Origin of the sequence: Microbispora rosea (genome assembly GCF_900156315.1) — a bacterium.
In the GTDB taxonomy this organism is placed as follows: domain Bacteria; phylum Actinomycetota; class Actinomycetes; order Streptosporangiales; family Streptosporangiaceae; genus Microbispora; species Microbispora rosea.
Genome location: NZ_FTNI01000006.1, coordinates 104,826 through 123,984, shown reverse-complemented (window position 1 = coordinate 123,984; position 19,159 = coordinate 104,826). Strand labels below are relative to the sequence as shown.

The window sequence follows — 19,159 nt, the reverse complement described above, 5'->3', positions numbered from 1 at the left end:
GCGCCCGCTCAGCTCGCCGTGCAGGTCACCGTGGACGGAACGCCGTTGCTGCCGGACCAGCTGCCGTTGAAGCCGAACATGGTCGAGGCCCCGGCGGCCAGCGTGCCGTTGTAGGACATGTTCGTCACCGTGACGTTCGACCCGCTCGCGCTGAGCGTGCCGTTCCAGAGCTGGCTGATGCTCTGGCCGTTCGGGAAGGCCCACTTCACGGTCCAGCCCGAGATGGCCGAGGAACCCGCGTTCACCGTGACCTCACCCTGGAAGCCGCCGGGGTACTGGTTGGCGACCTTGTAGGTGGCGGTGCAGGTCTTCCCGCCCGGCGCCGAAGGAGACGCCGACGGCGACGCGGAGGGAGAGGGCGACGGGGACACCCTCGGCGATGCCGACGGAGAGGGTGACGGTGAGACCGACGGGGAAACCCTCGGCGAGGGCGAGGCCGACGGCGACACCGGCGGCGTGGGGTTGCCGCCGCCCGTCGGCGGGATCAGGTAGGGCGAGATGATGCTCTGCTTGGCCTGGTCGACCGTCGCCCAGTCGTCCTTCAGGATGCCGCCCGTGTCACCCGAGTTGGGGTTCCACGACCAGTAGGTGAACGACATGCCGTTCACCCCGCTGCCCATGTACTTCATGAGCTCCTGGAGCCAGATCTTGTCGATGTTGCTGGCGAGCGTGGTGCCGAACTCGCCCACCATGATCGGCGCGATGTTCTGCTTGTACAGGTAGCCGAAGTACTTGTCCCAGATGGCCGGCATGTTCGCCGGGTACGACGGGTCGTCGAACCACGCCTGGTGGTAGACCGACGTGGCGTACTCGTGCGGCGAGTAGACGAGCCGGTTGGCCACGTTCAGCCGCACCGGGTACTGCCCCGCCTTGGTGAGGTTGCCGCCCCACCAGCCGCAGTCCTCGTCGTTGCTGGTGTCGTTGTCCCAGACGTTGGACAGGCCGCCGCTCGGGCAGCTCACGCCCTCCACGAAGATCAGCCAGTTGGGCTGCACGGACAGGATGGCGTTGCCGGCGCGCTCGGCCGCCAGGCGCCAGTCGCGCGACTCGTCGCCGCAGCCCCAGCAGGAGCCGGTCGCGTTCGGGTTGGTGCCGTCGGCGTGCGGCTCGTTGTGCAGGTCGGCCCCGATGACGGTGGTGTTGCCCGCGTAGTGCTGGGCCAGCGACTTCCAGTCGTTGATCCAGGTCGACTCGGGAACGCCCGAGGTGTACCACAGCGCCGTCTGGCCCGCGCTGGTCGGCCGGTGCCGGTCGAGGATGATCCGCATGCCCTTCTGGCCCGCGTAGTCCACGACCTTGTCGAGGATCTGCAGCGGGGACAGGCCGATCAGGTCGGGGTTGGAGTAGGTGTTGACGCTGGTCGCCTGCGCACCCGGCTTCAGCGCGTCGTCGGAGAACGGCACCCGGATGGTGTTGTAGCCCAGGCTCGCCATGAGGTCGAGCTGGCTCTTCCACGGGTTGTTCGCCCACAACCCGTGGAAGGTCTTGTTGTCGGTCTCCATGCCGAACCAGTTGATGCCGGTCAGCCGGACGGTGGCGCCGGTGCTGTCGACGATCTTGTTCCCGCTGGTGTGCAGGTAGCCGGTGCCCGTGCCGGCGGCGTTCGCCGGCGACCCGGTGACGACGAGCACGGTCGCCGCCATGGCGGCGGCGGTCGCCAGCCCGCCGAGAATTCGTCTGTACAAGACGTGCCTCCCACGCGGGGCGCACGCCGACGGCGAGCCATTCGGTCAGGCGCGCACCCCAGACCACCGCCGGAGCGGTGGTGGTCGCGGCATGCCCTGACCGCACGCCTACATCGATATGACTAGTTTGTGGCTCGGGCGTAATTTTGTCCGGAAGGCCAGGCCATCGTCAACGTCCCGTCACGGCACGATGCCGACGAGCTTCGGCCCCCCGGGTCACCGCAGCGGCGGCAACTCCGGCGGGGCGGCCGGCGGCCGCTCCTCAAGCGCGGCCAGGGCCAGCTCCACGGCCCGCGCCAGCTGCGGATCCCGCCCCGCGACCAGATCCTGCGGCGTCGCGACGACCTCGACGTCCGGCTCGACGCCGTGGTTCTCGACGCCCCACCCCTCGCCCTCCAGCCAGAACGAGTAGCGCGGCTGCGTGACGACGGTCCCGTCCACGAGCCAGTAGCGCGAGTCGATGCCGATCACGCCGCCCCAGGTCCGCGTGCCCACGAGCGGCCCGATGCCGCGGTTCTTGATCCCGGCGCTGACGATGTCCCCGTCCGACCCCGCGAACTCGTCGGTGACGGCCACGACGGGCCCGCGTGGCGCGTCCTCGGGGTAGCGCGCCGGCTCATATCCCCGGCTGAGCTGCCACCCGGTCACCCGCCGCTGCAGCTTCTCCAGCACCAGCTCCGACACGTGACCGCCGCCGTTGTCGCGGACGTCCACGACGAGCGCGTCGCAGTCCATCTCGGCACGCAGATCCCGGTGGAACTGCGCCCACCCGGTCGACATCATGTCCGGCACGTGTAAGTAGCCGAGTCGCCCGCCCGACGCCTCACGCACGAACGCCCGCCGTCCGGCCACCCAGTCGTGGTAGCGCAGCACCGTCTCGTCGGCGACGGGCCTGACGACGACCCTGCGGGTCTCGCCGCCGGAGCCGGGCCGGACGGTCAGCTCCACGGGCCGCCCCGCCATCCCCGACAACAGTGCCAGCGGCCCGCGGACCGGATCCACCGGGCGCCCGCCCACGGCGACGATCGCGTCGCCCTCCCGGACGGCGACGCCGGGCGCGAGCAGCGGCGAGCGGGCCTCGTGGTCGGAGGACTCCCCCGGCAGGATGCGGCCGATCCGCCACACCCCGTTCTCGTCCCGGGCGAGGTCGGCGCCGAGCAGGCCCTGGCGGCGCCGGGGATCGCCGCCGGCGCCGACGGGCCGCGCGTACGCGTGGGAGGTGCCCAGCTCGCCCTGGACCTCCCAGAGCAGGTCGATCAGCTCGGAGTAGGCGCCGATCCGCTCGACGAGGGGGGCGTAGCGGCCGAGCGTGCCCAGCCAGTCCACACCGTTCATGTCCGCCCGCCAGAAGTGGTCGCGCATGAGCCGCCCGGCCTCGTTGTAGGCCTGCCGCCACTCGGCGACCGGGTCGACGGTCACGGCCACGCGGTCCAGGTCGACGGTGACGACCTCGTCGTCCTCCCCGGTGGCCCGGGTCTGCAGGCCGTGCTCCCCGGTGGCCACCAGCCGCGTGCCGTCACCGCTGACCCCGAAGGCCCCGAACTCCCTGCTCAGCTCGACGACCTTGCGCTTGACCAGGTCGTAGCGTTCGAGGACCGGATCGCCGGGCTCGGTGCCGTCGCCGAGCTCGCCGGTGAGCGGGTGACGCAGCCACAGCAGGCCGCCCTTGGCGGCGCGCAGGTTGGAGTAGATGCCGGCGGGCACCGGCACGGGCACGATCCGGGCCGCCAGCCCCTCGGCGTCCACCTCGGTCACGGGCGGCGGGTCGGACTTGGCGTCGTTCTTGGCGTTCTGGGTGCTCTCTGTCTGCTGCGCGTTCTGGGGGTCCGGGCCCGCGTCGTCCTCTCCGCCGAAGCCGCGGCCGGCCAGGGAGGGATCGAACGGCGAGGGCGTCGTGGCCTTGAGCGGCACCAGGTACGGCCGGCAACTGGCGGGAAACGACAGGTCGAAGACGTGACTGTCGTAGACCGGGTTGAACGTGCGGTCGGACAGGAAGGCCAGGTGGTTGCCGTCCATCGTGAAGGACGGACAGTAGTCGTTGAAGCGTGGCGGGGTGACCTCGATCGCGGTGCTGCCGTCCACCCGGGCGAGCTTCAGGTGACAGCGCCAGGGCTGGTAGGCGTGCGCCCACGCGAGCCAGGCCGAGTCCGGCGAGAACGTGAGGTGCCGCACGTCGCCGTGGGTGGTGCGGTCCACCTCGCGGACGTTCCCGGAGTCGAGGTCCACCACCAGCAGCCGCCCGTCGTGCGTGGCGACCGCGGCGTGCTCGCCGTTCGGCGCGGCGGCCAGGTCGAGCACCCGGCCGAGCTGCCCGGCGGCCAGCGTGCGGATCTCACCGCCGGGCGTGCCGATCTCCAGCGCGTCCTCGCCGGAGGCGTCCGACACCCAGACGGCCCGGCCGGCCTGCGGATGGGAAGAGGAGCTCAGAGGCCGCGGCAGCCGCACCCGGACGCCGGGCTCGGCGCGCAGCGTGCCCGCGGGGCCGTCACGGTGGGTCAGCCAGTGGGCGGTGCCCCGGATCTCGACCACGCTCGCCCGCCCGGTGCGGTCCGGCGCGAAGCCGCCGACGTCGTTCGGCGCGGGCCGCCTGGCCCTGGCCGGACGCGGCCCGCTCAAGGTGATGTCCAGCTTGTACGGCTCCGCGTCCAGGCTCTCCAGCAGCCACAGGTCGCCGGCGAGGCTGTAGACGACGCGGGAGCCGTCCGTCGCGGCGTGGCGCGCATAGAAGCCGCGGTGCGTGGTGTGCTGCCGCAGGTCCGAGCCGTCGGGCAGGCAGGAGTAGAGGTTGCCGTCGCCGTCGGTGTCGGCGAGGAAGGCCAGCCGCTCCCCCACCCACATGACCGACCAGTGCTGTGCGGGATTGCCGGCGAACAGGCGGGTGAACTCGCCGTCGCCCGTGGCGTCCACCCAGATCTTGGCCGCGGTGCCGCCCCGGTATCGCTTCCACTGCGACGGCTCGCGCCACACGGCCGACACGGTCGCCACCCTGGCGCCGCTGACCGCGGCCTCGCTGACCCTGCCGTACGGCAGGGCCATCGCCGGGCCGCCGTCCAGCGGAACCGCGTGGGCCCACAGCCGGGACCGTGAGCCGTGGCCGGCGGCAGTGACCGCCAGCACGTTCCCGTCCTCGGTCCAGCCGCACACGCCCGTCTTGGCGTTGCCCCAGTGTGTGAGCCGCTCGCCCTCGCCGCCGTCCAACTCGGCGGCGAACACCTCGGGCTCGCCCTCGCGGGTGCTCGTCCAGGCGATGCGGGCGCCGTCGGAGGAGAACCGGGGGCGCGAGACCTCGACCCGGTCGGCCGTGAACCGCCAGGCCCTGCCGCCGCCCGTGGGTGCCAGCCAGACGTCGTCGTCCGCCACGAAGGTGAGGAGGTCGCCGTTCAGATGGGGGAATCTCAGGTACGCACCGTTCGCCACATCCGCACCTTATGCCGAACGGCGACGGCTCCGCCGTACCGGACAGGTTCGTTCCTGGTACGGCGGAGCCGGGGCCACCCGTTAGGGGACGATGTTGACGAGCTTGGGCGCGCGCACGATCACCTTGCGCGGCTCGCCGTCGAGGTAGGGCCGGACCTTGTCCGACGCCAGGGCCAGGGCCTGCAGGTCCGCCTCGGAGATACCCGGGGAGACCTCCAGCCGGTCGCGGACCTTGCCCGCCACCTGCACCACGGCCGTGACGGACTCCTGGACCAGCAGCGCCGGGTCGGCCTCGGGCCAGCCGGCCTTCGCGACCGACGGCGCGTGCCCGAGTCGCTCCCAGCCCTCCTCCGCGACGTACGGCGCGACCAGCGACAGCATGATCGCCAGGGTCTCTGCGGCCTCGCGGACGGCGGGGTCGGCCGCGCCGGGCCCGCCGTCGATCGCCCGGCGGGCGGCCGTGGTCAGCTCCATCATGCGGGCCACCGCGACGTTGAACCGGTAGCTCTCGACGAGCTTGGTCACCTCGTCGATGGTCCGATGGGTGACCTTGCGCAGCTCGACGTCGCCGCCGGAGAGGTCGACCCCCGGGGCGGACGCCGCACCGGCCTCGGCCATCACGCGGAACGCGCGGGCGAGGAACTTCTGCGACGCCGCCGGCGAGACGTCGGCCCAGTCGATGTCGTCCTCCGGCGGCCCGGCGAAGATCATCGTCAGCCGGACGGCGTCCACGCCGTACGCGTCGATCTGCTCACCGAGGTCGACGCCGTTGCCCAGCGACTTCGACATCGCCTTGCCCCGGTTGATGACCTGGCCCTGGTTGAGCAGGCGCAGGAACGGCTCAGTGAAGTGCACCAGGCCCATGTCGTGGAGGACCTTGGTGAAGAACCGCGCGTACAGCAGGTGGAGCACGGCGTGCTCGACGCCGCCCACGTACTGGTCGATCGGCCCCCACTTGCGGACCTTCTCGACGTCGAACGGCCCACCGTCGAAGTGCGGGTCGCAGTAACGCAGGTAGTACCACGACGAGTCGACGAAGGTGTCCATCGTGTCGGTGTCCCGCTGGGCGGGGCCGCCGCACTTGGGGCAGGCGACGTTGACCCAGTCCGTCGCCGCGGCCAGCGGCGAGACGCCCTTGGGCTGCAGGGCCGCGCCGCGCAGGTCGGGCAGCGTGACCGGGAGCTGGTCGTCCGGCACCGGGACTTCGCCGCAGTCCAGGCAGTGGATGATCGGGATGGGCGTGCCCCAGAACCGCTGCCGCGACAGCAGCCAGTCGCGCAGCCGGTAGTTCACCGCGGCCTTGCCGGTGCCACGCTGCTCCAGGACCTCGATGATCTTCTGGATCGCCTCGGCCTTCGTCAGCCCGTCCAGCGGGCCGGAGTTGACCAGCTTCCCCTCACCGGGGGTGGCGACGCCGGTCTCGCCCGGGTCGGCCAGGCCGGTGTGCACGACGACCTGCACCGGCAGACCGAACTTGCGCGCGAAGTCGAGGTCGCGCTGGTCGTGCGCGGGCACCGCCATGATCGCGCCATGGCCGTAGTCGGACAGCACGTAGTCGGCCGCCCAGACCGGGATGCGCTCCCCGTTGACCGGGTTGATCGCGTACGTGCCCAGGAAGACGCCGGTCTTCTCCTTCTCCGTGGACAGCCGCTCGATGTCGGAGAGCTTGGCGACCTCGGCGCGGTAGGCGGCCAGCGCCTCCGCCTGCTCGGGGGCGACGATCTCCTCCGCCAGCGGGGCGTCGGCGGCCACGACGAAGAACGTCGCGCCGTACAGCGTGTCGGGGCGGGTGGTGTAGACGGTGACCGGCTCGTCGCGGCCCTCGACGCGGAACTGGACGTCGGCTCCGGTGGAGCGGCCGATCCAGTTGCGCTGCATGGTGAGGATGCGATCGGGCCAGCCGCCCTCGATCTGCGCCATGTCGTCGAGCAGCCGGTCGGCGTAGTCAGTGATCTTGAAGTACCACTGCGTCAGCTCGCGGCGGATGACGTCGGCGCCGCAGCGCTCGCACTTGCCCGCCACGACCTGCTCGTTGGCGAGCACGGTCTGGTCCTGCGGGCACCAGTTGACCAGGCCGCCCTTGCGATAGGCCAGGCCCCGGTCGTAGAAGCGGGTGAACAGCCACTGGTTCCAGTGGAAGTACTCCGGGTCGCTGGTGTGCAGGCGCCGCGACCAGTCGAAGGAGATGGCGTACCGCTTGAACGAGTTCGCCTGGGTCTCGATGTTCTTGTACGTCCACTCGGCGGGGTGGGCGTTGCGCTTGATGGCCGCGTTCTCGGCGGGCAGGCCGAAGGAGTCCCACCCGATCGGGTGCAGGACGTTGTAGCCCTTCTGGAACCAGTAGCGCGCGACGACGTCGCCGATGGCGAAGACCTCGCCGTGCCCCATGTGGAGGTCGCCGGAGGGGTAGGGGAACATGTCGAGCATGTACTTGCGCGGCCTGGTGTCCGCGAGGTCCTCGACCGCCGCGAAGGGGTTCAGCTCCTCCCACCGCGGCAGCCACTTGGCCTGCAGCGCCTGCGGGTCGTACACCGGGTCGTCCACTTCCACTCCTCGCCAGGCGGCTGGAATCACACAGATGATGGCGCCCGCCGGGGGCAGGTCCCCGCGTCACTGTCGAGGCGGCCCCGTCTCCGCGCTCTCGCGCTCCGAGGTGGCTGCCCGCTCAGCAGGGTGGCGGCACGCGTGTCAAGCGTAGCGCAGACCGCAACCGGGTCGCCGATCGATCTTGCGGGCTGACCTCGCGTGTCAGAGCGCGATACACGATGGTGATAGTTCCGTTGTGGGCTCTTATGTCCATTCCCCTACTGTGCTGCCGTGGCCAACTCTTTTCCGCCCGCGGATTTGCCGATGCAGGACCCGCCCACCGACCCCACGGGTGAGCAGTTCCGTGAGGCATTCCGCGGTTTCGCTGCGGCAGCCCCCGGCTCGCATGAGATCATGCCAGGCACCCCTAATTCGGGCATGATCTCGGGAGGTACCGTGCCCACGGACCGCAGCGAACACCAGCGGGAGCCGTCGTGGCCGGAGATGCCGCCCGCATGGCCCGAGGCGCCTCCGTCCTCGTCCTTCACCCCGACCGTCCGGTCCTTCGTCGAGGGGGCGCCCCACCAGCAGCCACAGCAGGCCGCGGACGCGACCGCGACCATGGCGGGCCCGCCTCCCGGCACGGCCCCGGAGCGGTCCTTCCCCGCCTTCACGCGGGACGGCTACAGCGGCTCCGAGGGCTTCGGCGGAGCGGAGAGTTTCGGCGGCCCCGCGCCGGCGTACGGCGCGCCGGGCGCCGCGGGCCCCGGTCAGGAGCAGTACCGGCACCCGGGTCAGGGGCAGGGATACGGACCCGGACAGGGACAGGGATTCGGCCCCGGCCAGGGGCAGGCGCCCGGCCAGGGGCAGGGGCAGGGACCCGGGCAGGGATTCGGACCCGGACAGGGACCCGGCCAGGGGCAGCCCGGTCCGCACGGGGGCCCGTTCCCCGGCGGCCCGGAGCACCCCCGGCCCTCGGCTCCGTTCACTCCTTCGGTGCGTTCGTACGCCGAGTCCGCCCCGCTCGCCTCCACCGCACCGCCCTCCGCCGCCACCGCGCCGCCCCAGCCCCACCACTCCCAGCCCCAGCCCCAGCCCCAGCCCCAGCCGGAGGACCCGTACCGGCCGTTCGTGACGGCGGGACAGATCAGCGGGCCGAAGACGCCTCCAGCGCACCGGCAGCAGGAGCTGTGGAACACGGTGTTCGGGGAGAACTACCAGGCCATCGACGAGTACGAAGACGAGCCCGGCCGGCCGGTCTGGCTGTACGCGCTGGTGGCATCGGTCGTCGCCGCGCTCGTCGGGGTGCTCGTGTGGGCGTTCGCCGCCGGGCCGCTCAGCTCCGGCGACGCGGCCGAGGCGGCGACGTCGGCGAAGCCGACCCCCGTCAAGACCGGCGCCACGACCAAGCCGCAGACACAGACCGCGTCACGGCTGCCCGTCTACAAGGGCACGGCCTCCCCCGTGAACGGCGTGCTCACCGACACCGCCGGCCGCATCACGCTGCCCAAGCTCGGCGGCCCCTGGCAGGCGGACGCCGACCCGGCTCAGACCAAGGCGGCGTACGGCTTCACCAGCAGGCAGTACGTGCCGGCCGGCATGACGACCAAGGGCAAGCGCGAGTTCGCCGCGGTGATGTCGGGCCCCCTGTCGCAGTCGCTGGCCGCGAAGTACACCACACCCGGCAGCCTCGGACCCGTGATCAACGCGGTGATGTACCGGGCGCGGCAGACGCAGTTCCCCAAGGACAACAAGATCGCCAAGGTCGCCCAGCAGCGCCTGACGCGCAACAACCTCACCGGGCTGGCGGCGGCCTACAAGGTGACCGCCGACGGCGCCACCACCACGGTCGTGATCGCGGCCGTGAACACCGGCGCCGACCTTCCCACGATCGTCTACATGGCCGTGCCCGAGCTCAAGGACGAGCTGCTCCCCGACATCAACACGGTCTTCCGGTCGATCAAGCCCCTCGGCTGACCACCGGCCGGGCCCGGGTCCGGCGGGTCAGAACTCGCAGGGCATGTGCTTGATGCCGTTGATGAAGCTGGACAGCAGGCGCTCCGGCGCGCCCGCCTCGATCTGGGGGACCCGCCGCAGCAGCTCGCGGAACATCGCGGTGATCTCGCGGCGGGCCAGGTGGGCGCCGAGGCAGAAGTGGGGACCCGGGCCGCCGAAGCCGACGTGCGGGTTCGGGTCGCGCCGGATGTCGAAGCGCAGCGGGTCGTCGAACACCCGCTCGTCGCGGTTGGCCGCCCAGTAGTACAGCAGAACCTTCTCGCCCTCGCGGTAGAGATTGCCGTTCATCTCGTGGTCGCGGGTGACCTTGCGGCGCATGTAGTTGACCGGCGCGGCCAGCCGGACGATCTCCTCGATCGCGCGCGGCGCCCGGCCCTCGAAGTCCTCCAGCCACAGCCGGCGCTGCTCCGGGTTGAGCGTGAGCAACCGCATGCCGTGAGAGATGGCGTTGCGGGTGGTCTCGTTGCCCGCCACGACGAGCAGGATGAAGAACGAGCCGAGCTCCTGTGCGGTCAGCCGCTCCCCGTCGATGTTGGCGTTGACCAGGGACGAGGTGAGGTCGTCGGTGGGCGTCTGCATCCGCAGCGCGGCCAGGTCCTGGACGAGCTGCTGCAGCTCCATCCCCGCGGTGAGCAGTGCGTGGGCGATGTCCGCACGCTCGCTGACGTACTCGGGATCGGTGGCGCCGAGGACGATGTTCGAGCGGTCGAAGACGAACTGGTAGTCCTTCTCCGGGATGCCCATCATGTCGCAGATGATCTTCAGGGGCAGCTTGGCGGCCACCTCGGTGACGAAGTCGCAACCGGAGCCGGTCTCCAGCAACTCGTCCACGATGCGCGAGGCGGCGACATCGACGTCGGACTCGAACTGCTTGATCATCCTCGGGGTGAAGGCGCGCGAGACGATCCGCCGCAGGCGCGCGTGCCGCGGGTCGTCCATATTGATCATCGAGCCGAAGTATTCGGCGAACTCCGCCGGCAGGTCGGGGATGTTGGTGGCCCCGCCGTCGCCCGAGCAGAAGACCTCGGGGTTGCGGCTGGCCTCCAGGATGTCGGCGTGCCTGACGAGCGCGTGGTAACCCGGCCCGGTGACGCCGCCCAGGCTGAACTCGGGCTCGGGGAAGAAGGCCGGCTTGTCCAGGTCGCGCAGCAGCCGGAACGCGTGCTCCCGCTCCTCGTCCGGGCGGCCCCAGAAGTCCCAGTCGTTCAGGTCGATGTCCGCCGCCGAGGTGATGGGCGTGCGCCCCGCGGGCTCCGTCGGCTGTGTCGTCATGGTGGGGGCCGGCCCTTCCGAGTGACTAGAACCACATTCGGTTGCCAGTCTGCCACACCTGCCGGTTCAGCCACAGTGGGTCAGGCGGGCATGCCTGCGCCGGCAGCGCGGATCCCAGTGCACACCGAACCGCATCAGTGACGCGGCTATCTCGGGATGTGCGGCGGCCCAGACGTCGTCGAAGAGGAACCACTGCCGATAACCGGAACCATCGTCCATGTGGATCGCCATCTGGGCCAGGTGACCGTCGCATCGGATGAGCGTGCGACCCGGGTCACGTCCGTCCGCCGGGACGAAGTCCTCCAGCAGCCGCAGCGCGTGTTCGTGCGCCTGGAAGTGCGGAGCACTGATCTCGGGCAGCCACTCCTCCAGAGGCCCCCAGCGGTTGCAGCGCTCCAGTGCGGACGCGATCTCCTCCTCACCGGGGGCGATCAGTGCGCGCAGGGCACGCAACTCGCCGGACAGCTCATGGGTATCCGCCGCGCGCAGGGCCGCCGCGAGCCCCGGCAGCCGTACGCCCGGGAACGCCTTCGGGTATCTGCCTCCTACGCTGTTCACGGTCGCATGGTGAGTGAGTATGACGACCCACGTCACGCCCTCCCCGCCGGGCGGTGCGGGGCTGACGACGTCGACCGGGACCGGAGGCGTCAACGTTCGCGCGGACGGCGGTGCGTCCGCGGGCAGGTCCCAGCTCTCGTGCACGAGGTAGTCCCAGCGGTCGGGCTCGTCCGCCACCACGTGGTCGTCCACGAAGAAGTACGCCAGCTCGACCTCGTCGTCGTCGGTGAGCACCCGCACGCTGTGCCGGTCCACCCGCAGCGTTCTCTCGACGTACAGATGTTCCTTGAGCATCCGGCGCAACTCGCCATGGGTGCGGGGGGCCGGCAGCCCGGTCTCGAAGATGGTGTGCAGACCGTAGACGTTCGCGCCGAGTTCGCGCTCCACCCACTCGTACGCGTCCTGCGACGCGGCGTCGTCCCACACCCTGCGGAACCAGTCGAGCACGGTGGCGTCGGGGAAGTGCCGGACGAGCCGGCCGGACGGCCCCTCGTAGACGCTGCGGTAGACGAAGTAGACCACGCCGCCACCATCGCAGCCGGCACCGACAGAATCGTCACTCGTCGTTTGTGAAGGAGGACGGCAACGCGGTCGCCTGCGTCGAGCGGTAGCGCGAGGGCGGGACGCCGTACAGGTCGACGAAGGCCAGGCGGAGGGCCTCGGCGGTCCCGAAGCCGCAGCGGACCGCGATCGCGGTCATCGGCAGCGACGTGGAGGCGAGCAGATGGGCGGCGGCCTCGGCGCGGGCCCGGCGCACGAACCGGCCCGGCGTCTGGCCCGTGTGCTTGAGGAACAGCCGCGTCAGGTGGCGCTCGCTCACACCCGCGCCGGCCGCCAGGGCGGCGGTGGACAGGTCGGCGTCGGGACGGCCGGTGACATGGTCGACGACGCGCTTGACCAGGCCGTCGCCGGGCGGCGGGCCCTCGGTGAACATGCTCATCTGCGCCTGGTTGCCGGGTCGTTGCAGGTAGGTCACCAGGTTGCGGGCCACCTGCCTGGCGAGGGCCGGGCCGTGGTCCTCCTCGATGAAAGCGAGCGTGACGTCCAGCGCGCTGGTGACGCCGGCGGCGGTGGTGACATTGCCGTCGCGGATGAAGATCGGGCGGGAGTCGACGTCGATCTCCGGGTGGCGTGCGGCGAGCGCGTGCGCGAACTGCCAGTGCGTGGTGGCACGCCGCCCGTCGAGCAGGCCGGCGGCGGCCAGCACCGCCGCGCCCGTGCACACCGACGCGACGCGGCGGCTCTCCCGCGCCAGCCGCCGGACGTGCCCGACGATGACCCGGTTGGCCGCCGCCTCCTCGTGCCCGATCCCCCCGGAGACGACAAGCGTGTCCAGCGGCCCCGTGACGCGTTCGAGCGCCTCCTGCCCCTGCAGCGTCAACCCGCTGCCGCAGGTGACGGGCAGACCCGAGGGGGTGGCCAGGCACACGTCGTAGCACGGGGACGCGCCGTACGCGTTCGCCATGATCAGGCTTGACGTCACACACGCGATGTCCACGAGCTCCGCCGCGTGATATCCGACGACCACCACGCGCCGCTGGATCATGAGACAACTGTAGGCCGGACGGACGGAGACCCCAAGATTTCGGACCCGTCCCCGTCTCGCTCCTTGGCGCGGTCGCGGGCCGCCCGGACAGTTGGGCCATGACTGACACCACGCCTGTAAGGCACACCGGTCGCCGCACCGCCACACGGCGATGGGGTCGTTTCGCCCTGCACTACATCGAGATGATCGTCGCGATGTTCGCGGGGATGTTCGCGCTCGGCCTGCTGTGGTCCGCTCTGGGGATCGACCCCTCGTACGCCCGTGATCCCGAGCTCGCCTATCTGCTGATGGCGTTCGACATGTCGGCCGGCATGGCCGTCTGGATGCGGGTACGCGGTCACGCCTGGGCTCCGGTCCTGGAGATGTGCGGGGCGATGTTCGTCCCGGTCGTGCCGTTGTTCCCGCTCCTGTGGCTGGGCCTGATCGACGGCATGGCCCTGATGGTCGCGGCCCACGTCGCGATGTTCCCGCTGATGCTGGCGGCCATGTTCCGGCGCCGCGACGAGTACGCGCACTGACGCCGGCGTTCAGAAGCGGTAGCTCATGTGCTTGACGCCGTTGATGAAGTTGGACAGCAGATAGGACGGCTCGCCCACGGATCGGATGGCGGGCATGCGGCCGAACAGCTCGCGGAACATCACGGTGATCTCCCGGCGGGCGAGGTGGGCGCCCAGGCAGTAGTGGGGGCCGTGGCCGCCGAAGCCGACGTGGGGGTTGGGACTGCGGGTGATGTCGAAGACGTCGGGATCGCGGAAGACCGTCTCGTCCCGGTTCGCCGAGTTGTAGAACAGCAGGACCTTGTCGCCCGCACGGTAGTCGTGGCCGTTCATCGTGTGGTCCCGTGTCACGGTGCGCCGGAACTGGATGACGGGGCTGGAGTAGCGGACGATCTCCTCCACGGCGCCCGCGATGCGCCCGTCGAAGTCCTCCAGAAGCAGCGCGCGCTGGCCGGGGTGGTCGGTGAGCAGTTTGAGCCCGTGGGCGACGGCGTTGCGGGTCGTCTCGCTGCCCGCGACGACCAGCAGGATGAAAAACGAGCCGAGCTCCTGGGCGGTCAGGTGTTCCTCGCCGTGCACGAGCATGCTGGTCAGGTCGTCGGTGGGCCGGCGGCGGCGCTCCCCGGCCAGGCGGCGGGCCAGCGCGTTCAGGTCGTGCCCGGCCCGCAGCAGCGCCGCCAGGCCCCGGGCCGTGGTCCAGCGGCCGAAGGAGCCGTCCGGCCGGGACGGGTCCACGGCGACGCCCGAATATTCGGAGTCGGCGTTGGCCAGAATCGTGTTCGTACGGCGCAGCACCCGGTCGTGGTGCTCGGCCGGGATGCCCATCATGTCGCAGATCACCCGTACGGGTAATCGGGCGGCGATCTGAGTGACGAAGTCGCCCGGCCCCTCCCGCACGGCCTCGCCGACGATCTCCCGGGCGGCCCGGCCCAGGTCCTCCTCCATCTTGGCCAGGATGCGCGGGGTGAACGCCCGCGAGACGATCCGCCGCAGCCGGGCGTGCCGGGGATCGTCCATATTGATCATGGAGCCGAAGTAGACCGCGAGCCAGCGCGGCATGTCCGGGACGCTGTTGGCCGTCGGCTCGCTGCTGAAGACGGCGGGGTCGCGGCTGGCCCCGGTCACGTCGGCGTGCCGCACCAGCGCGTAGTAACCGGCGCCGTGACCGATGAAGGGGATCTTGTTCTCGCGGAAGAAGGCGGGGTGGTCGAGCGCGCGCAGGCGGCGGAACGCCTCGTGCCGCTCGGCCTGGGGCAGCCCCCAGAACGGGATGTGGGACAGGTCGGCAGCCGTGTCCATAACGCCCACTCTTGTGCGGGGGCACAGCATCGTCAAGGGTCGAGAACGCCCTTGTAACCGGACCCTCAAATTCCACTCCCCGAGCCGTTACGCTGAGGTACCTACCGGTTGGTATGGACCGAGGGTCCGATAGAAGAGGGAGCGGCGATGCTCAACCTGGCCGTCGTGCTGGAAGACAGCGCACGGGAGAAGCCCGACGCCACCGCGGTCGTCTTCGGCGACATGCGCCTGCCGTACTCGCTCGTGAACACCGTCGCCAACCAGGTGGCCAACCTGCTGGTCTCGCGCGGCATCGGCAGAGGCGACAAGGTGGCGCTGGCCTGCCCCAACGTCCCGTACTTCCCGTTCGTCTACTACGGGATCCTCAAGACGGGTGCGACCGTCGTCCCGCTGAACGTGCTGCTGCAGGCCAGGGAGATCACCTATCACCTGGACGACTCCGACGCCAAGGCCTTCTTCTGCTTCGAGGGCTCGCCGGAGCTGCCGCTGGGCGAGCGGGGCCGGGCCGGCTTCGCCGGCGCCGAGCGCGCCGAGCACTTCTTCGTGCTGCCGGCCACGCCGTTCGCCACCGAGTCCGAGCTCGGAGAGACGCTGTGGGCGGCCCTCGACGGGGTGTCCGGCGACTTCGAGACCGTGCAGACCTCCGCCGACGACACGGCGGTGATCCTCTACACGAGCGGCACCACCGGCCAGCCGAAGGGCGCCGAGCTCACCCACCAGAACATGGTCATGAACGCCCTCGTCAGCGACGAGATGTTCCCCCGGCAGGGGGACGACACCTATCTCGTCGCGCTGCCGCTGTTCCACTCCTTCGGGCAGACGGTGCTGATGAACGCCGGGTTCCGGCGCAGCGGCACGCTCGTGCTGATGCCGCGCTTCGAGCCGGCCGAGGCCCTCACGCTGATGAAGCGGGAGAAGGTGACGCTGTTCGCGGGCGTGCCGACCATGTACTGGGCCATGCTCACCGCGGTGCACGCCGGGGCGGCCGAGGTGCCGTCCTCCCTGGTGACGGCGGCCTCCGGCGGCTCGGCGCTGCCGGTCGAGGTGCTCAAGGACTTCGGCGCGACGTTCGGCGTGGACATCCTGGAGGGGTACGGCCTGTCGGAGACCGCGCCCGTGGCCTCGTTCAACCAGCCGGGCAGGCCCGCGAAGGCCGGCTCGATCGGCACGCCGATCTGGGGCGTGGAGATGAAGCTGGTCGACGCCGAGTGGAACACGGCCGACGACATCGGCGAGATCGCCGTCCGCGGCCACAACATCATGAAGGGCTACTACAACCGGCCCGAGGCGACGGCCCAGGTCATGAAGGACGGCTGGTTCCGCACCGGCGACGTGGCCCGGCGCGACGAGGACGGCTACTACTTCATCGTCGACCGGGCCAAGGACATGATCATCCGAGGCGGCTTCAACGTCTATCCCCGGGAGATCGAAGAGGTCCTCATGACCCATCCGGCCGTCTCGCTCGCCGCGGTCGTCGGGGTGCCCCACGACTCCCACGGCGAGGAGGTCAAGGCGTACGTCATCCGCAAGCCCGGCGCCACGACCACCGAGGAGGAACTGGTGGCGTGGTGCCGGGAGACGATGGCGGCCTACAAGTACCCGCGGATCGTGGAGTTCCGCGAGTCCCTGCCGATGACCGCCACCGGCAAGATCCTCAAGCGCGAGCTGCGGTAACGGTTTCTACGGCCAGTCGAGGGACGGGCGCAGCGAAACGTGCGACTGTCCCTCGTCGAGCCGGACCCCGAGCACCTGGTGCAGCTGCACCTTGTTGCGCTCGAACCCGACGACGCAGCCGGCCATGTAGAGCCGCCAGACCCGGGCGGTGCCCTGGCCGACCTCCTCGACCGCCTCGTCCCAGTTGGCGTCGAGGTTCTTGCACCACTCGCGCAGCGTCAGCGCGTAGTGCTCGCGCAGGTTCTCCTCGTGGCGGACCTCGAAACCGGTGTCCTCCATCTGGCGGATCAGGTGGCCCACCGACTCCAGCTCGCCGTCGGGGAAGACGTAGCGGTTGATGAAACCGCCCTTGTTCAGGGTCTTCTCGGTGCTGGTCGGGCGGGTGATGCAGTGGTTGAGCAGGCGCCCGCCCGGCTTGAGCTTGCCGTACAGGAAGGAGAAGTACGACGGCAGGTTGTCCTTGCCGATGTGCTCGGTGAGGCCGATCGAGCTGACCCGGTCGAAACCGGTTTCCGCGACGTCGCGATAGTCCGTGTAGCGGACCTCGGCGAGCTCCGACAGCCCGGCCTCCGCGATGGCCTTCTGCGCCCACTCGGCCTGCTGGCGCGACAGCGTGACGCCCAGGCCCTTCACGCCGTACTCCTTGGCCGCGTGCATGACCATGCCGCCCCAGCCGCAGCCGACGTCCAGCAGCCGCATGCCGGGCTTGAGGTCGAGCTTCTTGGCGACCAGGTCGAACTTCGTGTACTGCGCCTCCTCAAGCGTCGCGTCCTGCCGCGGGAAGACCGCGCACGTGTACGCCATGGAGGGGCCGAGCACCCACTCGTAGAAGCGGTTGGAGACGTCGTAGTGGTGGTGGATCACCTCGGCGTCGCGCTGCTTGGCGTGCCGGCTACCCAGTCTCGCCAGCGTGCTCTGCCGCGCCTCCTGTGGCGGCGGCGGCACGCGCATCAGCAGCGGCTTGATCCCGAGCGAGCGGATCGCGGCGACCTTCTCGCTGAGCGGCAGGTCGTTCAGGGTCAGCGACCACATCCGATCGAGCAGGGTGTACATGTCCCCGTGCACGTCGATGTGCCCGGAGATGTACGCGCGGGCGAGGCCGAGCTCTCCCGGCGCCTGCGCGAGGTAGGCCACCGCCGCCGGCGACTTCACCTCGATGCGGAGGTCCGCCCCCGAGGATCCGGCCTTGCTGCCGTCGTAGGCGACGAACTCGACGCCCGCGTCAGGACCCACGATCTTCTCGAAGATCTTCGCAAGAGTCATTGCACCTCTCCCGACGTAACGACGCCTACCGGCCTCTGACGCATTTGTCATAGAGGTCCAGCAGCCGGCCGCCCGGGTCATAGGCGCTTTTGACCGGCCAGTAGGCGTCTCCGTTGTAGAGCCGCCAGAACTCCTCCCGCTCGTAGAAAGAGGTGGAGTACAGCGACTTGTGGCCGTCGAGCGAATGCACCGCCCGCTCGATCAACCGGTTGTAGTACCCGTCGTACTGGCCGCGCGGCAGCGGAACCATGCCCCAGAAACCGAAGTTCACGTACAGGCGGCCGGGCTCCAGCGGGTAGAGCGCCCACTCGCCGGTCGCCTTGAGCGGGCACATCCACACCGGGGTCATGCCGACCTTGTCGTGGAAGACCTCCAGGAACTCGGCGCCGCGCTCGATCGGCACCTCGACGTCCTGGATGACCGACTCGTGCACGGGGTTGTTCCGCCAGCGGTCGATCCGGGCGGTCACGCCGTACCTCTGGTCGAGGCCGACGAGCTTGCGATAGACGTCCGACCGCAGGTAGCGGCGCGGCAGCAGCGAGCGGACCAGCGGCTGCTGCACGCCGAAGGCGCGCGAGCACCAGAACCAGTCGGTGTCCCAGCGCCACAGGTAGTCGCGCACGGTCAGCCAGTCGCGGACACGGCTGCGGATCGACTGGTAGTAGATCCGCATGCCGGTGTAGTCGGACGTGTAGGGCGCCCGGTCGGAGAACGAGCCCACCGTGATGTACAGCTCGCCGGGGCCGAAGAACGTGCCGTCGACGAAGTCGATCTGCTCGCCGTCGTGCTCGCGGCTCTCGCAGATCTCCTGCATGGCGAGCATGCACTTGTCGGCGTCGCTGAAGCGGATGTGCGTCAGCTTGACGTACGGCTTCACCCTGGCCAGCTTGATGCGGATCCGCAGCGCGTAGCCGAGCGTGCCGTAGGAGTTGGGGAACGCGTGGAACAGGTCCGCGTACTCGTTGTCGGCCCGGGCCACCACGATCCGCCCGTCGCCGGTGAGGATCTCCAGTTCCTCGACCGACTCGTGCGGCAGGCCGTCCTTGAAGCTCGTCGACTCGATGCCGAGGCCCGTGACCGCGCCGCCCAGCGTGATCGTCTTGAGCTGCGGCACCACGTACGGCATGAGCCCGTGCGGCAGCGTTGCGTCCACCAGGTTCTCGTACGTCGTCATGCCCTGGACCTCGGCCGTCATGGACACCGGGTCCACGTGGATGACCTGGTCCAGATCGCGGGCGGACAGCGTGGCCGTCTTGGCCGGCGCGCGGAAGCGGAACAGGTTCGTCGTGGCCTTGGCCAGCCGGGGCGCGGAGTCCTCGGGTATGGCCGCGTAGGAGTCCCTGATCTGCTCGACGGCCTTGCTATGGGCGGTCATACTGGCCGTGCGCTCTGGCATGACACCACCC

Annotated in this window: 12 protein-coding genes; 3 read left to right on the top strand and 9 right to left on the bottom strand. The window is 70.3% G+C overall.

Going from position 1 to position 19,159, the window contains the following annotated elements; translation table 11 throughout:
- Nucleotides 1–8 precede the first annotated feature (8 nt).
- The 3 genes from BXA11_RS44470 to leuS all read right to left on the bottom strand — a co-directional run bounded on the left by BXA11_RS44470 (nucleotide 9) and on the right by leuS (nucleotide 7,646).
- Complete coding sequence (locus BXA11_RS44470) at nucleotides 9–1,685, bottom strand: cellulase family glycosylhydrolase (protein ID WP_076434418.1); 1,677 nt, start codon at nucleotides 1,683–1,685, stop codon at nucleotides 9–11.
- Between the two features lie 216 nt (nucleotides 1,686–1,901).
- Complete coding sequence (locus tag BXA11_RS10995) at nucleotides 1,902–5,102, bottom strand: S41 family peptidase (protein WP_076434417.1); 3,201 nt, start codon at nucleotides 5,100–5,102, stop codon at nucleotides 1,902–1,904.
- A gap of 81 nt (nucleotides 5,103–5,183) precedes the next feature.
- The gene (gene leuS, locus BXA11_RS10990; protein WP_076434416.1) at nucleotides 5,184–7,646 is read right to left on the bottom strand and encodes a leucine--tRNA ligase; all 2,463 of its coding nucleotides are present in this window, start codon (nucleotides 7,644–7,646) and stop codon (nucleotides 5,184–5,186) included.
- A gap of 438 nt (nucleotides 7,647–8,084) precedes the next feature.
- Between leuS and BXA11_RS42015 the strand changes: the two genes are divergently transcribed.
- On the top strand, nucleotides 8,085–9,605 hold the full coding sequence (locus tag BXA11_RS42015; RefSeq protein ID WP_159454760.1) for a hypothetical protein: 1,521 nt from the start codon (nucleotides 8,085–8,087) through the stop codon (nucleotides 9,603–9,605).
- 27 nt (nucleotides 9,606–9,632) lie between these two features.
- Here the strand turns inward: BXA11_RS42015 and BXA11_RS10980 are convergent, their stop codons facing one another.
- The 3 genes from BXA11_RS10980 to BXA11_RS10970 all read right to left on the bottom strand — a co-directional run bounded on the left by BXA11_RS10980 (nucleotide 9,633) and on the right by BXA11_RS10970 (nucleotide 13,020).
- Nucleotides 9,633–10,916: a cytochrome P450 gene (locus tag BXA11_RS10980; protein ID WP_076434414.1), complete on the bottom strand. Its 1,284-nt coding sequence runs from the start codon at nucleotides 10,914–10,916 to the stop codon at nucleotides 9,633–9,635.
- Between the two features lie 66 nt (nucleotides 10,917–10,982).
- Nucleotides 10,983–11,996 carry a hypothetical protein gene (locus tag BXA11_RS43890; RefSeq protein WP_076434413.1) on the bottom strand — a complete coding sequence of 338 codons (1,014 nt, stop codon included), beginning with the start codon at nucleotides 11,994–11,996 and terminating at the stop codon, nucleotides 10,983–10,985.
- Nucleotides 11,997–12,030: 34 nt separating this feature from the next.
- On the bottom strand, nucleotides 12,031–13,020 hold the full coding sequence (locus BXA11_RS10970; RefSeq protein WP_076434412.1) for a GlxA family transcriptional regulator: 990 nt from the start codon (nucleotides 13,018–13,020) through the stop codon (nucleotides 12,031–12,033).
- A 98-nt stretch (nucleotides 13,021–13,118) separates the two neighbouring features.
- Here BXA11_RS10970 and BXA11_RS10965 point away from each other — a divergent pair, with 98 nt between their 5' ends.
- Nucleotides 13,119–13,538, top strand: a complete 420-nt coding sequence (locus BXA11_RS10965; RefSeq protein ID WP_204053581.1) for a hypothetical protein — start codon at nucleotides 13,119–13,121, stop codon at nucleotides 13,536–13,538.
- A gap of 9 nt (nucleotides 13,539–13,547) precedes the next feature.
- On the opposite strand, the gene BXA11_RS10960 is transcribed toward BXA11_RS10965, so the two are convergent.
- Nucleotides 13,548–14,816 (bottom strand): cytochrome P450, encoded by a 1,269-nt coding sequence (locus BXA11_RS10960; RefSeq protein WP_076434411.1) that lies wholly within the window; start codon nucleotides 14,814–14,816, stop codon nucleotides 13,548–13,550.
- Nucleotides 14,817–14,963: 147 nt separating this feature from the next.
- Here BXA11_RS10960 and BXA11_RS10955 point away from each other — a divergent pair, with 147 nt between their 5' ends.
- Nucleotides 14,964–16,490 carry a long-chain-fatty-acid--CoA ligase gene (locus BXA11_RS10955; protein WP_076434410.1) on the top strand — a complete coding sequence of 509 codons (1,527 nt, stop codon included), beginning with the start codon at nucleotides 14,964–14,966 and terminating at the stop codon, nucleotides 16,488–16,490.
- 6 nt (nucleotides 16,491–16,496) lie between these two features.
- On the opposite strand, the gene BXA11_RS10950 is transcribed toward BXA11_RS10955, so the two are convergent.
- Nucleotides 16,497–17,753 carry a class I SAM-dependent methyltransferase gene (locus BXA11_RS10950; protein ID WP_030505773.1) on the bottom strand — a complete coding sequence of 419 codons (1,257 nt, stop codon included), beginning with the start codon at nucleotides 17,751–17,753 and terminating at the stop codon, nucleotides 16,497–16,499.
- 25 nt (nucleotides 17,754–17,778) lie between these two features.
- Nucleotides 17,779–19,149, bottom strand: coding sequence for an FAD-binding oxidoreductase (locus BXA11_RS10945; protein ID WP_076434409.1), 1,371 nt, complete (start codon nucleotides 19,147–19,149; stop codon nucleotides 17,779–17,781).
- Nucleotides 19,150–19,159 lie beyond the last annotated feature (10 nt).

Excerpts from the sequence above, each read along its gene's own strand:
- BXA11_RS10970 (WP_076434412.1), bottom strand. The coding sequence starts at position 13,020 with ATGATCCAGCGGCGCGTGGTGGTCGTCGGATATCACGCGGCGGAGCTC.
- BXA11_RS10950 (WP_030505773.1), bottom strand. The coding sequence starts at position 17,753 with ATGACTCTTGCGAAGATCTTCGAGAAGATCGTGGGTCCTGACGCGGGC.
- BXA11_RS10955 (WP_076434410.1), top strand. The coding sequence starts at position 14,964 with ATGCTCAACCTGGCCGTCGTGCTGGAAGACAGCGCACGGGAGAAGCCC.
- BXA11_RS10965 (WP_204053581.1), top strand. The coding sequence starts at position 13,119 with ATGACTGACACCACGCCTGTAAGGCACACCGGTCGCCGCACCGCCACA.
- BXA11_RS10960 (WP_076434411.1), bottom strand. The coding sequence starts at position 14,816 with ATGGACACGGCTGCCGACCTGTCCCACATCCCGTTCTGGGGGCTGCCC.
- BXA11_RS10945 (WP_076434409.1), bottom strand. The coding sequence starts at position 19,149 with ATGCCAGAGCGCACGGCCAGTATGACCGCCCATAGCAAGGCCGTCGAG.
- BXA11_RS10980 (WP_076434414.1), bottom strand. The coding sequence starts at position 10,916 with ATGACGACACAGCCGACGGAGCCCGCGGGGCGCACGCCCATCACCTCG.